10 protein-coding genes are annotated in these 15,736 nt (G+C 71.6%); 7 read left to right on the plus strand and 3 right to left on the minus strand.

Annotation, left to right across the window (positions count from 1 at the left end):
• Positions 1-61: 61 nt before the first annotated feature.
• A complete protein-coding gene (locus ACWC5O_RS00475) occupies positions 62-1,468 on the minus strand; it encodes an MFS transporter (protein WP_450589396.1) in 1,407 nt (468 codons plus the stop codon).
• A 476-nt stretch (positions 1,469-1,944) separates the two neighbouring features.
• Between ACWC5O_RS00475 and ACWC5O_RS00480 the strand changes: the two genes are divergently transcribed.
• The 5 genes from ACWC5O_RS00480 (at position 1,945) to ACWC5O_RS00500 (ending at position 9,016) form a co-directional block, all read left to right on the plus strand.
• On the plus strand, positions 1,945-2,871 hold the full coding sequence (locus ACWC5O_RS00480; protein ID WP_450589372.1) for a DUF3027 domain-containing protein: 927 nt from the start codon (positions 1,945-1,947) through the stop codon (positions 2,869-2,871).
• A gap of 112 nt (positions 2,872-2,983) precedes the next feature.
• A complete protein-coding gene (locus ACWC5O_RS00485) occupies positions 2,984-6,112 on the plus strand; it encodes a sacsin N-terminal ATP-binding-like domain-containing protein (RefSeq protein WP_450589370.1) in 3,129 nt (1,042 codons plus the stop codon).
• A 112-nt stretch (positions 6,113-6,224) separates the two neighbouring features.
• On the plus strand, positions 6,225-6,983 hold the full coding sequence (locus tag ACWC5O_RS00490) for a calcium-binding protein (protein WP_450589369.1): 759 nt from the start codon (positions 6,225-6,227) through the stop codon (positions 6,981-6,983).
• Between the two features lie 122 nt (positions 6,984-7,105).
• On the plus strand, positions 7,106-7,990 hold the full coding sequence (locus ACWC5O_RS00495; protein WP_450589367.1) for a hypothetical protein: 885 nt from the start codon (positions 7,106-7,108) through the stop codon (positions 7,988-7,990).
• Positions 7,991-8,185: 195 nt separating this feature from the next.
• Complete coding sequence (locus tag ACWC5O_RS00500) at positions 8,186-9,016, plus strand: hypothetical protein (protein ID WP_450589366.1); 831 nt, start codon at positions 8,186-8,188, stop codon at positions 9,014-9,016.
• Positions 9,017-9,103: 87 nt separating this feature from the next.
• On the opposite strand, the gene ACWC5O_RS00505 is transcribed toward ACWC5O_RS00500, so the two are convergent.
• On the minus strand, positions 9,104-9,484 hold the full coding sequence (locus ACWC5O_RS00505; RefSeq protein ID WP_450589364.1) for a DUF6086 family protein: 381 nt from the start codon (positions 9,482-9,484) through the stop codon (positions 9,104-9,106).
• Positions 9,472-13,149 carry an ALF repeat-containing protein gene (locus ACWC5O_RS00510; RefSeq protein WP_450589363.1) on the minus strand — a complete coding sequence of 1,226 codons (3,678 nt, stop codon included), beginning with the start codon at positions 13,147-13,149 and terminating at the stop codon, positions 9,472-9,474. Before ACWC5O_RS00510 ends, ACWC5O_RS00505 begins: the two co-directional genes overlap by 13 nt.
• 443 nt (positions 13,150-13,592) lie before the next feature.
• Between ACWC5O_RS00510 and ACWC5O_RS00515 the strand changes: the two genes are divergently transcribed.
• Together ACWC5O_RS00515 and ACWC5O_RS00520 are read left to right on the plus strand one after the other, a co-directional pair.
• Positions 13,593-14,072, plus strand: a complete 480-nt coding sequence (locus tag ACWC5O_RS00515; protein WP_450589361.1) for a hypothetical protein — start codon at positions 13,593-13,595, stop codon at positions 14,070-14,072.
• A gap of 91 nt (positions 14,073-14,163) precedes the next feature.
• On the plus strand, positions 14,164-15,735 hold the full coding sequence (locus tag ACWC5O_RS00520; RefSeq protein WP_450589359.1) for an FG-GAP-like repeat-containing protein: 1,572 nt from the start codon (positions 14,164-14,166) through the stop codon (positions 15,733-15,735).
• Position 15,736 lies beyond the last annotated feature (1 nt).

Consider the following 15,736-nt stretch of genomic DNA (forward strand, 5'->3'; position numbering starts at 1 on the left):
ACCGAAGGCTATCGGGCACCCGGAGCCTGCCGCCCATGTGGGGTGCGGCGTGCCCGGTTCGTTACGCCACTCGCGCCCGCGGCCTGCCGCCGTGCCGTGCCGAGGAGAGCAGCCCGCGCAGAGTGGCCAGCCATCCGGCGGCCACGATGGCGGCGGCGACGGTGAGGCCGAGGGCGCCGTTGAGGGGCATCACGATGCCGACGGCGCCGCCGAAGACCCAGGCCATCTGGAGCAGTGTCTCGGACCGCGCGAACGCCGACGTCCGCACCAGTTCGGGCACGTCCCGCTGGATCAGCGCGTCCAGGGACAGCTTGGCCAGCGCCTGCGCGAACCCGGCGACGGCGGCCAGAGCGGCCACCAGGAAGGCCCCGAAGAACACGGCGGCCACGATCGCCGTCCCGAGCACCACGGCGACGACGGTCACGATGATGATCTCGGGGGCCCTGGACCTCAGCCAGGCCCCCACAGCCGTACCCAGCGCGTTCCCCGCTCCCGCCGCGACGCCCACGATCCCCAGCGAGACCGCCGCGCTCTCTCCGGTCAGCGGCTGCTCGCGCAGCAGGAAGGCGAGGAAGAAGATCAGGAAGCCGGACAGGCACCGCAGGGAGGCGTTGGCGCCGAGGGCATGGGTGACGGCGGGTCCGACCGTCCGCAGCCCGGGCCGCCGCTTGATCGTCTGCTTGCGGTGCGGCCCGTGCAGATGCTCCTCGTCGGCGGCGAGCAGGGCCACGTCCTCGCCCTTGGCGGAGTCCACCTTGGGCGGCAGGGAGAACGACAGGAACGTCCCTGCAACGAAGATCACGAAGGCGCCGTACAGCGGCCAGGGGTCCCCGATGGCATGCAGCCCCGCCCCGATCGGCGCGGCCACACCGGTGGCCAGTAGGCCGGCGAGGGTGACCCGGGAGTTGGCCTTCACGAGCGAGAAGGCGGGCGGCAGCAGCCGGGGCACGACGGCGCTGCGGACCACCCCGTACGCCTTGGAGGCCACGAGCACCCCCAGCGCGGCGGGATACAACTCCAGACTCCCACTGGCCACGGCCCCCGAGATGATCAGCGCGAGCAGCGCCCGGGCCAGCATCGCCGCGGCCATGGCGGCCCGCCGCCCGTGCGGCAGCCGGTCCAGGAGCGGGCCGATGACGGGGGCGAGGACGGTGAAGGGGGCCATGGTGATGGCGAGGTAGAGCGCGACGCGCCCCCGCGCCTCGTCGGTCGGCACGGAGAAGAACACGGTCGAGGCCAGCGCGATGGTGATCATGACGTCCCCGGCGCCGTTCACCGCGTGCAGCTCGATCAGCTGTCCCAGCCCCGACTCGCCCGCACCGTGGGCGTGCGTGGCCTTCCGGATCCCGCGCGCGGTACCGGTCACCGGAAAGTGCAGGGCACGCCCCACCGCGCGGACGGCACCGCCGACCCGGCCCGAACCGCCACCTCGAACGCTCCCCCTGTCCGCGGCTGCCACGTGCTTCATAGTGCCCCGAGACACCGGCCGATAGTGCGGTTTGCGAGCAAGCGAGTCGGGGGCAGCAGCGGCTTCGCAGCGGACCGGGACGGGATGCCGGGGTCACTTCACGGCCGATCGAGGCGGGATGCCCGCGCGAGTTCGCGGCCGATCGAGGCGCGACGCCGGAGGCGACTTCGCAGGCGATCGAGGCGTGACGCCGGGGGCCGCTTCGCGGCCGACCGAGCCGTGAATCCGCGGCCACTTCGCGGCCGGCCGGGACCGGTGGGCGGGTGGGAAACATCGCCGCGCAGCGGCGGACTGTCCCCGACCACCGACAACGGGGTAGCGTGCGTATCTCAGCCATAACGCAGAATGGATGGCAGAGGTGCGCCCGAGCGCGCGTCGGATGCAGACGTCGATGCGGTCCCCCGGTCCGCTCCGTCCGCCTGACCGCCGGAGGCAGCCGCACTCATTGCAGACGGCGTAGGAGAGAAGCGATACCTGTGAGCGCAGCGACAACGCGAAGCCGCACCCCCGACCGTCTGTGCGCAGAGGCCGTGGACCTCGCCCGTGCCGCCGCCGAGGAGGCAGCCGCGCCCGGAGTTGTCGGTGAGCACGTCGGCCTGGTGTCGGAGGGTGACCGGGTCGTCACGCACTTCTTCGAGTGCAAGGAACTGGGGTACCGCGGCTGGCGCTGGGCGGCGACGGTGGCCCGCGCCTCCCGCGCCAAGATCGTGACCCTGGACGAGGTGGTCCTCCTCCCCGGCCCCGACGCCCTGCTCGCCCCCGAGTGGGTTCCGTGGAGCGAGCGCCTGCGCCCCGGCGACCTCGGCCCCGGCGACCTGCTCCCGACCGACCAGGAGGACCTCCGCCTGGAGCCCGGCTACACGGGCGAGGAGCAGCCCCCGCCGAACTCCTTGGTGTCGGAGGAGATGGCCGAACTGGCGGATGCCGAGGACGCCGACGTGACGCCCGGTACGCCCGCCACCCAGCCGACGGTCCCCACCCGTGGCTCGATCGCCGCGGTGGCCCAGGAGCTGGGCCTGCGCCGGGCCCGCGTCCTGTCCCGTTACGGCCTGCACACCGCGGCCGACCGCTGGGAGGAGGGCTTCGGCCCCAAGACCCCGATGGCCCAGGCGGCCCCGGCGACCTGTCTGACCTGCGGCTTCCTCAGCCCCATCGGCGGCTCCCTGGGCCAGGCCTTCGGCGTCTGCGCGAACGAGTTCTCCCCGGCCGACGGCCGCGTGGTCTCGCTGGCGTACGGCTGCGGCGGCCACTCGGAGGCGGCGGTCATGCCGAAGCCGCCCCAGCCCCCTGCTCCGGTGATCGACGAGATGAAGGTCGACGTCTTCCCGCTCCGCCCGGCCCGCGACTCGGGCTCGGTCCCGGAGGCGGGCGACGAGGAGACGGCGGAACTCGGCCACTCGTAGCCGGACGGTCCAGGCGCCCTCCTCTCGTCCGTCTCCAGGGCCTGACCTGTGCCTTCGGTCTCCCCGCCGCACTCGCTGTACCTTCGTCCTCACGTCGACGAGGAGAGTGAACGTGAGCAAGTTCGTGCGGCCGGCGGCCGAGGGCGCCGACCCCTTCGGCACCGCCCGTCTGCGCCGCGGTGTGCTCGACGCCTGGGCCACCAGCCCCGCCCGGTTCCGTGAGGACGCCAACGCCGAGGAGGACCTGGTCCTCGGCGGCTACCGGGACCGGCTCGTGGTGGAGCTGGCCCAGAACGCCGCCGACGCCGCCGCCCGCGCGAAGACGCCGGGCCGGCTGCGTCTCACCCTCCGCGACGGCGTCCTGGTCGCGGCGAACACCGGCGCCCCCCTGGACGCGACCGGTGTCGAGTCGCTGTCCACCCTGCGGGCCTCGGCCAAGCGTGACGCCCAGGACACGCACGGCGCCGTCGGCCGGTTCGGTGTCGGTTTCGCCGCCGTACTCTCCGTGACCGACGAGCCCGCGATCGTCGGCCGCCACGGCGGCGTCCGCTGGGCCCTGGCCGAGGCGCGCGAGCTGGCCGCCGGCACGGCCCGGCACAGCCCCGGCCTCGGTGACGAGATCCGCCGCCGCGACGGGCACGTCCCGCTGCTCCGCCTCCCGTTCGCCGCCGAGGGCTCCGCCCCGGAGCCGTACGACACCGCCGTCATCCTGCCCCTGCGGGACACCGCCGCCGCCGACCTCGCCGAACGCCTCCTCGACGCCGTCGACGACGCCCTGCTCCTCGCCCTGCCCGGGCTGGAGGAAGTGGTGGTGGAGGTCGACGGGGGTGCCCCGCGCACCCTGAGCCGCCGTACCGAGGGCGCCGTCACCGTCGTGGAGGACTCGCGGGAGGGGACCACCGGCTGGCGCACCGTCTCCGCGCACGGGCCGCTCACCCCGGACCTGCTCGCCGACCGCCCGGTGGAGGAGCGCCTGCGCCCGCACTGGTCGGTGACCTGGGCCGTGCCGACGGACGCCGACGGCCGCCCGGTCCGGCCGCGCACCACCCCGGTCGTGCACGCCCCCACCCCCAGCGACGAGCCACTCGGCGTCCCCGCCCTGCTCATCGCCTCCTTCCCGCTGGACACCACCCGCCGGCACGCGGCCCCCGGACCGCTGACCGACTTCCTGGTGCAGCGGGCGGCCGACTCCTACGCCGAACTGCTGGCCGAGTGGCGGCCCGTGACGGAGGGCGTGATCGACCTCGTACCCGGGCCGCTGGGCAAGGGCGAGCTGGACGGCGCGCTGCGGCAGGCGGTCCTGGAGCGGCTGCCGCGCACCGCGTTCCTGCCCCCGGCCGTCGACTCCAAGAGCGACCACGAGCTTCCGGAGGCCCTGCGGCCGAGGGACGCCGAAGTGGTGGAGGGCGCCGGGGCGGACACCGTACGGGTCCTCGCGGAGGTGCTGCCGACGCTCCTTCCCGCGGGCCTCGAGCGCCGTGTCGAGCTGCGCACCCTCGGGGTCGCCCGGCTCCCGCTCGCCGACGCCATCGACCGGCTCGCCGGTCTGGAGAAGGACCCCGACTGGTGGTGGCGGCTCTACGACAGCCTCGCCGGGGTCGACCCCGACCGGCTCTCGGGACTTCCGGTGCCCCTCGCGGACGGCCGTACGACCATCGGCCCCCGGCAGGTCCTGCTCCCCACCCCGGACGCCGCGCCCGTCGATCCGGACATCCTCGGCCGGCTGGGACTCAAGGTCGCCCACGAGGGCGCCGCGCACCCGCTGCTGGAGAAGCTGGGCGCGCTGCCCGCGTCCCCGCGCGCGGTGCTGACCACCCCGCAGGTGCGGGCCGCCGTGGCGAACTCCCTGGACGACGAGGGCGGAGCGCTGTGGGAGGAGGACGCTCCCGACGCCGAGGAGCTGGCCGACACCGTCCTCGCCCTGGTGCGCGACGCGGGTCTCGAGCCCGGTGACGAGCCCTGGCTGGGCGCCCTCGCGCTGCCCGACGAGGACGGCGAACTCGCCCCGGCGGGCGAACTCGTCTTCCCCGGAAGTCCCTTCGCCCGCGTGATCCGCGAGGACGAACTGGCCGCCGTGGACGCCGAGTTGGCCGCGAAGTGGGGCGAACAGCCCCTCACCGCCTGCGGCGTCCTCGCGGACTTCGCGCTGGTGCGCGCCACGGACGTGGTCCTCGACCCGGACGAACTGGAGCCCCGGGAGGGTGACTTCGCCGAGCCGGACGACGCGGGCCTGCTGGACGCCGTGGACGTGTGGTGCGAGGACATCCTCGACCGCTACCCCGACAGCCCGGTGCCCCCGGTCGCCACCGAACTCGTCGCCGTGCGGGACCTCGACCTGGTGGACGACGACCACTGGCCCGAGGCCCTCTCCCTGCTCGCCCGGCCGCCGCTGCGCGACGCCCTCACGCAGCCGGTGCGGATCCTGCTGCCCGACGGCACCCACGAGGTTGTACGCCCGTACACGGCGTGGTGGCTGCGTGGACACCCCGTCCTCGACGGGCGCCGGCCCGCCGGTCTGCTCGCGGCCGGCGGGGACGCGCTGCTGCGCGGCCTGTACGAGGAGGCCGACGCGACCGGCTTCGACGACGAGCAGGTGCTGCGCGCGCTGGGCGTGCGGACCTCCGTGGCCGCCCTGCTGGACGAGCCCGGCGGCGCCGCCGAACTGCTGGACCGCCTCGCCGACCCGGAGCGGCCGGTCACCCCGGCCCAACTGCACGGGCTGTACGGTGCGTTGGCCGAGCTGGACCCCGAGCAGGTGACCCTGCCGGACGAGCTGCGGGCCGTGACCGACGGGCGGGTGACGGTGGTGGACGCGGCCGACGCGGTCGTGGTCGACTCGCCCGACCTGCTGCCCTTCGCCTCCGGCGTCCCGCTGCTGCCGGTCCGCCCGTCCCGGGCCGCCGAGCTGGCCGAGCTGTTCCAGGTGCGGCGGCTGAGCGAGTCCGTCACCGGTGAGGTGACCTCCGAGGGCGCCGAGCACGACGTACCGGACTCGGTGCGGATGCTGCTCGGGCCGCGCACGCCCGGCACCTACGTCGAGCACGAGGAACTGGTCGTGGACGGCGTCGAGATCGACTGGCGGCTGACCGGCGACGGCGTCCTGCACGCGGCCACCCTGGAGGGCGTCGCCGCGGGCCTCGCCTGGGCGGCGGGGCAGTGGCCGCGCCGCTTCGAGGTGGCGGCCCTGCTGGAGGACCCGTCGCGGACGGAGGAGCTGGCGCGGGACCGGTGGTTCGACTGACCTTCGCAACTCCCACACCGAATCCTTACCAGTAGTACAACCCTTCACTTGTGTCCCGCGTCATGTCTGTGGAGTCGCGCGACTCCACAGACAACCAACGTGGGGAAAACACATGCGAATTCGTGCCTCTGTCGCCGCTGTGAGCGGCGCTCTGGCCCTGTCCGCCCTCGCAGTTCCGGCCGCGCACGCCGACGGCAGCCAGGGCGACACCAAGATCACCAAGGTGGTCGTGGACGGTGACAACAAGGTGTCCGTCGGCACCTCCAGCCCGAAGACGTTCAAGGTCAGCGTCACCGCGACGGACGACTCGGGCATCAAGGGTGCCCAGGAGTTCGACCTCTTCGGCCCCGACAACGGCATCGCGACGACCGGCAAGCCCACCTGCACCGCGGTCGACGCCACCACCTCCACCTGCACCGCCTCGGTGACGATCGACCCCAAGGTCGATTTCCTCACCAACAAGAACGCCGGCACCTGGTACGTCTCCGCGTGGGTCGACGCCAACGACGACGACTACATGTGGCAGGAGAAGGCCGGCTCCTTCTCCTTCCAGCGGGCCGCGAAGCTCACGGCCAACGCCACGCCCGAGCCGGTCAAGAAGGGCAAGACCATCACGGTCACCGGTGCCCTCACCCGGGCCAACTGGGAGTCCCTCAAGTACGGCGGCTACGGCTCCCAGTCGGTGAAGCTGCAGTTCCGCAAGAAGGGCGCCAGCAGCTACACCACGCTGAAGACCGTCACGTCGTCCTCCACCGGCGCCCTGAAGGCGACGACCACCGCGTCGGTCGACGGCTACTACCGCTTCTCCTTCGCGGGCAACTCGACCACCGCGGCGGTCAGCGCCACGGGCGACTTCGTCGACGTGCAGTGAGCCGGACGCACAGGAAAACCCGTACAACCGTTCACCCTCCTCACGGGTCCGATCATGCGAGTCAACTGACTCCACGATCAGTTGGACCCCGTGTCCACTCTTCTCCATACAGGGGAACGCACATGCGCATTCGTGCCACTGTGGCCGCCGCTTCCGGCGCCCTGGCTCTCTCCGCCCTCGCCGTGCCGGCCGCGCACGCAGCCGACGGCGGTTCGTCGTACCGCTCCGAGATCGCGAAGGTCTTCTCGCAGCAGACGTCCGGCAAGACCGCGTTCAGCGCCGCCTCCGACCCGGTGGGCGACCTGAACGTCTCCTTCTCCGACTTCAAGATCGCCAAGGCGATCAAGGTCGGTACGACCGCCCACGTCTCCTCCGCGGTCAGCTACACGCTGACCCACGGTGCCGACGTCGACGTCACCTCGGAGAATTTCCTCACCCTGCCCGCGATCTACCGCGGCTCTTCCACCGCTCCGGACAACGACGCGAGTTCCGAGGAGCCCGCGACCTGCGCCGAGACCTCGGCGACCACCGCCATCTGCAAGGCCGTGATCGACATCTACCCGTCGGGTGACGACAGCTCGGAGCTGAAGAACTCCCAGGCCGGCACCTGGCACGGCGCCGCGTTCGCCATGGACTTCAAGTCCGAGAAGAGCACCGCCCAGTTCGACCTCGCCACCACCCTCGTCCAGCGCAACTCCAAGCTGACGGTCAACGCCGCGCCCGAGCCGGTGAAGAAGGGCCGGACCCTCACGGTCACGGGCAAGCTGTCCCGCGCCAACTGGGAGACGCACAAGTACGCCGGCTACACCGACCAGTCGGTGAAGCTCCAGTTCCGCAAGAAGGGCACCAGCACCTACACCACACTGAAGACCATCAAGTCGGACTCGTACGGCAACCTGAAGACGACGACCACCGCGTCGGTCGACGGCTACTACCGCTTCGCCTTCGCGGGCACCACGACCACCCCGGCGGTCAACGCCACGGGTGACTTCGTCGACGTGCAGTAAGCGCCGGGTTCCGGCTCCGGACGCCTGTCGCTTCCGGAGCCGGAACGTTTCCTCTCACTTCTGTCACGGGCTGGCAATGCGAGGCCAAAATCTGGCCGGGAGTCGCTCTTGACGTACAACCAACCGCACCCCTCACGGATCTGATCGCGTGAGTCAACCGACTCCAAGATCACTTCTCCCTCCAGGGGAACGCACATGCGCATTCGTGCCACCGTGGCCGCCGTCTCCGGCGCCCTGGCCCTCTCCGCTCTCGCCGTGCCGGCCGCGCAGGCCGCTCCGACCAGCGGGACGCCGTACACGCTGAACGTGAGCTTCTCGAACGTCACGATCGCCAAGGCGATCAAGGTCGGTACCACCAACAAGGTCAGCACGACGTACTCGTACACGCTGACGCACGGCGCGGACGTGGACGTCACCGCGAGCGACTTCTACACGGACGCCTTCCTCTACAAGGGCACCTACAGCGACACGTCCCCCGAGCTGTACGGCGACAACCCGGCGACCTGCACCCCCACCTCGTCGACCACCGCCACCTGCACCGGCACGGTCGACATCTACCCGAGCGACCCCGACCCGAAGAGCGCGGACGCCGGCACCTGGGGCGTGGCCGCCGAGGCGGTCGCCTTCAACGGCCAGGACCAGAGCAACCCCGATCTGAGCAAGGTCGGCTACAACGACCAGAGCGGCCTCGGCAGCACCCTGGTGCAGCGCTACTCCAAGCTCACGGCGAACGCCGGCCCGGAGCCGGTCGCCAAGGGCAAGACCCTCACGGTGACGGGCAAGCTGTCCCGCGCCAACTGGGACGACAACCTGTACCACGGCTACACCAGCCAGCCGGTCAAGCTGCAGTTCCGCAAGGCGGGCACGAGCACGTACACCACCGTCAAGACGGTGTACACGGACTCCTCCGGCAACCTGAAGACCACCACCACCGCGAACTACGACGGCTACTGGCGCTTCAGCTTCGCGGGCACCTCGACGACTCCGGCGGTCAGCGCGACCGGCGACTACGTCGACGTGCAGTAGGTCCCACCGAGCGGAAACGGCCGCCCCACCGGTGTCCCACCGGTGGGGCGGCCGTCCTTCACGGATCGTGTGGTCAGGCCCGCGCGGTCAGTCCTCCACCCACATGCCGCGCACGTAGGTGTCGTGCTCCGCCAGCAGCCCCGCCTCCCGCTCCGGGGCGCGGAGGATCCCGCCGCCGCCTTGCTCCAGCATCACGATCGAGGACAGCAGCAGCCCCCGCAGCAGATCGTGCATGAGGAAGTTCCTGGTGGAGCAGTAGGCGTCGTACACGCCCTGGGTGAAGACCTGGAACGTCCCCAGGTCCACGTAGGCGCCACCGCGCGCGTTGGGCGTCAGCCCCGTGGGCAGGTCCAGCAGTTCCCCGACGCCCTGCGCGAGGGACACGTACAGTTGCCCCACCCGGAGTGCCGGATCCCAAAGGGTTCTGGTGTGGTCGGGTGTCTCGAATGCGTAGCTCAGTGGTCCCACCTGATTCTGATGTCCTCGTTGGGGTACTTCTCCCGAAGATGCTGCACACGTGCCTCGACCGCGGCCCGGAAGCGTGGATCGATGTTGGTGTGCGTGTACCGGAATCCGATCGGGGCGTTCCGGTAGTACTCGGGCAACTGCTTGCGCGCGCGCAGGTACTTCTCGAACTTCCCGTCGATGTTCTTCAGGATCCACCCGTCGTCCGCGTAGAACGTGTCCTTCAGCTCCCAGAGGACGTCGTCGTCGAAGTGGTCGATGTCGGTGATCAAGTTTCCCGTTACGGGGTCGAAGACGTCGTAGTTCTCCTCCCCTTCGAGGCAGCCCTTCCCGGCCCCCTTCGCCGCCAGCGACGTGCGCAGCGACGTGCGCTGCAGGCCCTTGGTGACGGACAGGCCCTTGGTGACGGACAGGACCTTGCAGGCGCGCTTCAGCAGCTTCAGCTCGTCGTAGATCCGGTCCAGGACCCTGAACTTGCTCTTGAGCAGGGCGTCCACCGCGAGTCCGCTGCAGGAGTCGAAGTCCTTGTTCTGCATGCAGTCCTCGTACTGCCCGAGGCCCAGCAGCTCCTTCTCGACGTTCCAGAGCATGTCCGCGGCATCGCTCAACTCCTTGGAGTGCGCCAGGACGTCGCAGTAGACCTCCTGATGCTGGCACCAGCGGGCGAAGCCCTGCGGGTCGCAGGGGATGAGGCCCTGCTGGCAGCGGTACAGCTCACGGGCGCGCGCCCCGCCGTCGTTCTTGGCCTTCTCCTTGGCCTCCACGGCGGCCTTGCGCCGGGCTGCCTCCTCCTGCGCGTACTTCTTCGCCGCGACCTTGTACGCGTCGGTCGCCGCCTTGAGGGCGGCGTCGGAGTCCTTGCCCGCCGCGACCGCGGACTTCCAGGCCTCGTCGGCGTAGTACGAGGCCTTCGATGCGGCGGCCTGGGCGACCTCCGAGGACAGCGTGGCGTCCGTCGCCGACCTGGCCGCGTCGGCGGCGTCGGCATCGGCGCGCCTGGCCGCGTCGCGGGCCGTCTTGGCGGAAGCCGCGGCCTGCGACGCCGACGCCTCGGCGTCCTTCGCGTACTGGTCGGCCTTCTTGGCGTACTCCTGCGCGTCGGCGTAGGCCGCGTTCGCCTTCTTCGCCCAGTCGTTGGCCTCGGCGGCCGCCTTGCGGGCGGTCGCGGCCACCTTCTGGGCCGTGGCGGCGTTCTGCCGTGCGGTGGCGGCGACCTTCGCCGCGTCCGCGATCAGCTTCTGCACCTGGGCCACGTGGGTGGCGGACAGGTAGTCCTTGCGCAGCGCCTTGTACTGGCCGGAGACGATGAAGGCGTGCAGGGCCTGCGGTGAGCCCTCCAGGGCGACCCGCGCGGCGGACTTCACCTCGGGGGTTCCGCTGTCGACCAGCTGCGCCGCCCGGACCCGCTCGTCCTGCGTCCGCGCGGTGTGCTGCGTGGTGAGCAGGAACTCGCTGAACTTCTTCGGGTCCCCGGTGGCGAGGGCCTTGCGGCCCGCGTCGGTGAGCACGGGACCGGCACCGTCGAGCACCTGGGCGATGGCGACGCGCATGCTCTCGGCGGCGACCTGGTACTGGCCGTTGTTCACGAACTCGCTGATGGTGGCGGCGTCACCGTCCAGAGCGGTCTCGGCCGCGTCCCGTACAGTCTTGTCCTCGCTCTCCTCGGCGAGGCGCTCCACGTAGGACCGCTGGTCCTGCTGCTCGGCGGTCTTCCAGCCGTTGCGCAGGTAGTCGACGACGACCTCGTCGGTGCCGCCGAGCGCGGCCTCGGCCGCGCCGCGTCCCCAGGCCGTGCCGCCCTTCATCACGCGTACGGCCAGGGTGCGGCCCTGCTTGGCGACGGCGGCGAGGTCGGCGTCGGGCTCCGCCGCCTCGGCCACCAGGCGGTCCCGCTCGGCCTGCCGGTCCTTCGCGGCCTTCTCCAGCGCGGCCTGCGCGGCCGTACGGGCGTCGTCCTGCTCCTTGTCGTCCCGGGCGCGTTCGATGCCGGCGTTGGTGCGGCCCTGCAGTTCCTCGGCCTCTACCTGGCGGGCGAGGGTGTAGATCTCCTGGGCCTTGGTCACGGCGGCGGTGGCCGCGCCCGCGGCCTCGGTCGCGGCGTTGGCGTGTTCCGTGGACTTCGTCGCGGCCTTCGCGGACTCGCCCGCGTGCTCGGCCGCTTCCCGGGCGGCCTTGCCGGCGTTCCGGGCGTGGGCGGCCGCGGACGTCGCGGCGTCCCGGGCCTCGCGGGCGGCCTTGCCCGCCTTGCGCGCCAGTGACTCGGCCTCGCCGGCGGCACGGTTGGCCTCGCCGGCGTGACGCCTCGCGGCGGCCGCGGCGGAGCGCGCCTCGGCGGCTTCGGCGCTCGACTGGCCCGCGTAGTTGCCCGCCTCGGCGGCCGCGTCGGCGGCGGCCTTGGCGTTGGCGCCCGCACTGGCCGCCGAGTGGGCGGCGTCACCGGCCGCGTCGGCGGCCTTGGCCGCCTGGTCGGCGGCGTCGGCGGCCAGCTCGGCTCCCTTGGCGGCCTTGTCGGCGTCCTCGGCCGCCTTGCGGGCCGCGTCCGCCTTCTTGGCGTCGACCGCGGCGTCGGCGGCGGAGTTGCGGGCGCGGGAGGCGGCCTGCGAGGCGCCGGCCGCCGCGGCGGCGGCCTGCGCGGCCGCGTTCGCCGCGACGCGCGCCGAGTTGTTCGCGGCGTTGGCCGCGTCGATCGCCCGCTGCGCGGCGGCCGCGGCCTCGGACGCCGCCGTGGCGGCCCGCTTGGCGGCGCGCGCGGCCCGGTCCGTGTCGTCCTTGGCGGCCTTTGCCTCCGCCTGAGCCTCCAGGGCGGCGTCCTTGGCGAGGTCGGCGGCCTTGACCGCCTTGGTGGACTCGGTCTTGGCGGCCGCGGTCTCCTTGGCGGCCTGCCGGCCCGCTTCCTTCGCCTGCTCGGCGAGTTCGGCGACCGAGGCGTGCTCCTCGTCCTTGTCCCGGGCGACGAACTGGCCGACCTGCAGGAACTCGCGGATGTCCGCGGCGCTGCCGCTCAGCGCGAGGCGCCCGGCGGCCTTCACGTTGGTGCCGCCCACGCTGATGATCTGGACGAGCTGGACCCGCTCGTCCTCCTCCTGCTGGGTCTGCCGGCCCTCGGTGAGGAACTTCCGGACGTCCTCGGCACTGCCGGCGAGCGCGGCCCGGCCGGCGCTCTGCACGTTGGGGCCGGACGTGTCGATGATCTGGGCGACCCGGACGCGGTTGTCCTGCTCCATGGGGTCTTCCCAGCCGTCGTCCAGGAACTCGTGCAGCTGGTCCGGTGTCCCGGCGAGTGCCTGGCGGGCGGCGGTCAGCAGCTCCGGGCCCCCGACGGAGGCGAGTTGGGCGGCACTGACCCGTTCATCCTGGAAGGAGAGGTCGCCGACCGTGGCCAGGAAGGCCCGGACGTCGGCGTCGCTGCCGGTGAGTGCCGCCTCGGCCGCCGCCTTGACGCCGGGGCCGCCCTCCTTCCAGTAGTCGACGACCAGACCACGCTGTTCGGCGGTGGTCTGCGCCTGTGTGGTGGTCTGGACGCTCCGTGCGGCCGGCGCGGCTCCCGCGGCGGGCGCCACGCCCAGCAGGCCGGCGGTGAGGGCCAGGGGGAGCAGAGTGAATGCCGTTCGGCGTATCAGACGCGCCGTTTTTCCGGCGTAATCGAGCTGGTCAGTTCTTCGATTCACTGAACACCTGTCTCGGTCATCGGCGACACCCCCGAATGTGAGTCGCCGAATATTGGAGAAGGCAGCGTAGCGCCCATCATCTTTGCAAATCGAATCGGATTTCCTTGCTGAATCCGTGCGACGGAGCGTTGGCGGGCAGGATGCACTGTTTGTCGCTTTATGGCGGCAACTGACCTATGGTTCATGGGTGTTGGTTGGTGAATGTGTGAAGGTTGCGCGTTGACGCACGGCTGATCTTTGACTACCCTATGGCCTGTCTTTGCCGCTGCCTGACCAGCAGTGTCTCTTGCCGGGGCCCTTTTCTGCCCCTTTTCTTTTAATTGCGGGGGTTACTTTGCGACGTCTCCAGTGCTGTCGGCATGCCTGCAATTGAGGTCATCTCTCTTTCGAGAATTCCTTCCTGAAGGGACTCCTCAGTGCCTTTCCATGCCCAAAAAATCGTGGTGTCCGTATTCGTGGCCGGGGTCGCCACACTCGCGGGCGTTTCCGTGGCCTCGGCCGACGACCCGCCCCCCGCTCCGTCCCCGTCGGCACCGCCCGTCGCGGTCGAGGACTACGGCTATCCCCAAGCCGACCGCATCCTGGCCGAGAAGGGGATCAAGCTGAAGAAGGGCGACGGCCACATCCTGCTCGCCGACTGCGACCAGGCCGCCCAGCAGATCCGCGTGCTCACCGTCAAGGACGACTCCGTCGGCCGTCAGGGCACGTACTGCTTCCGGGCCACGGCCAAGACCGGCCGCCTCACGCTCGAACTCCCCCGTGTCTTCGCGGTGGAGGCCGCCGACCACCCGGTCAGCGCGGACCTGACGGCCGACGGCCGGACCACGACCGTCAACGTGCCCCAGGGCGGCTTCGAGTCCGTCGGGGAAGGCACCACCGGCGGTGCCAGGTCGGTGCTCGTCGAACTGCGCGTCACCGGCTGATCAGCCACTGCCCAACGTCCGTGCGCGAGGCGTGCACGGGTCCGACATGCCTTCTGCATCCGCAGAACAGGCCTTGTGATTCGAGGAAAACGTGACACAGTCCCGTTCGCGCGGGAAGCGCACGGTGTGGACGGCCGGGGTCCTGACAGCAGGCCTCACGACCGGACTGCTGCTCGCACCCCCGGCCCAGTCCGTCGTCGGCGACCAGGTCGCGGACAGCGCCGACCAGTACACGCTCAAGGTGCACATCAACGTCGGAAGTGACGACGAACGCGGTTGCTCCGGCACTCTGGTCGACGCCCAGTGGGTGCTCACCGCCGCCAGTTGCTTCGCCACCGACCCCCAGCAGGGAGGCCGGGTCCCCGCCGGCGCGCCCGCGCACACCACCGTGGTGACCGTCGACGGCATCGGGCCCGACGCGACGGAGATCGCCAGGCAGAAGGTTCTGGAGCTCGTCCCGCACCCCGACCGCGACCTGGTCATGGCGCGGATCGGCAACCCGGCCACCGTCGAGAACCCGCTGGACGGGCCGTTCCCCGACATCGCCGCGGCCACGGTGGGCAGCGCCGCTCCCGCCCCGGGGGACCGGCTCAGGGCCGTCGGGTTCGGGCGCACCAAGGACGAGTGGGTTCCCGGACGGGCGCACACCGCGTCCTTCGGTGTGGACGTCGTGGACGCCGCGACCCTGGCGCTCTCCCCCGGCTCCGACGGCGGCGCCCTGTGTCCGGGAGACGCCGGCGGCCCGGTGCTCGACGGCCGGGGCAAGCTGGTGGCCGTGGTCACCCGCTCCTGGAGCGGTGGGTGCTTCGGCTCCGTGGAGACCCGCACGGGGGCCGTCGCCACCCGGGTCGACGACATCGCCGACTGGGTCCAGCGGGTGCGCCTGAAGACTCGCCAGGAGCACGTCAGCGACGCCGTCACGGCAGCCGACTTCAACCACGACGGACGCACGGACATCGCGGCCCGCCTGGTCAACGGCACCGCGCACGTCTTCACCAGCCGCCCCGACGGCACGCTGGAGTACGGCAGTTACCTGAACTCCCTGGGCCGCCCCAGCCAGAAGGAACTCGTCGCGGGCGACTTCGATGCCGGAACCGGGCTCGAAGTGATCACCGTGGAGGACGGCGGGGATCTTTTCCTGGCCTCGAAGCACTCCGTGGTTCCGTCGCTGTGGACGCGGGCCAAGCTGTGGACCGACGCCGCCTGGAAGGAGGGCCTGCCCGTCGCCGCCCTGCACAGCGCGACCCCGGGACGCGACACCCTGCTGTTCCAGTGGCCCGACGGTTCCCTCTACACGTACAAGAGGGACACCGACGGCAATCTCGTGAACCAGAAGAAGTCGGTGTGGCCGGACAAGACCTGGAAGAAGAAGCACATCGCCACGGGCGACTTCAACGGCGACGGACGTGACGACATCGCCGCCGTCGCCGCGGACGGCTCCCTGAGCCTCTACCCGGGCAAGGCCGACGGCACCTTCGACAAGGGCCGCTCGATGTGGCCCGACAAGTCCTGGGGCACCGTGCGCAAGGTGCTCGGCGGCGACTTCGACGGCGACGGCAGGGCCGACCTCGCCGCCCTGTCCTCCAGCGGCGACCTGCGCCTGTACGCCGGTGACGGCAAGGGCGGGCTCGCGGCCGGCCGGACCATGTGGCCCTCGGTCTGAA

This window comes from Streptomyces sp. NPDC001450 (genome assembly GCF_053597295.1).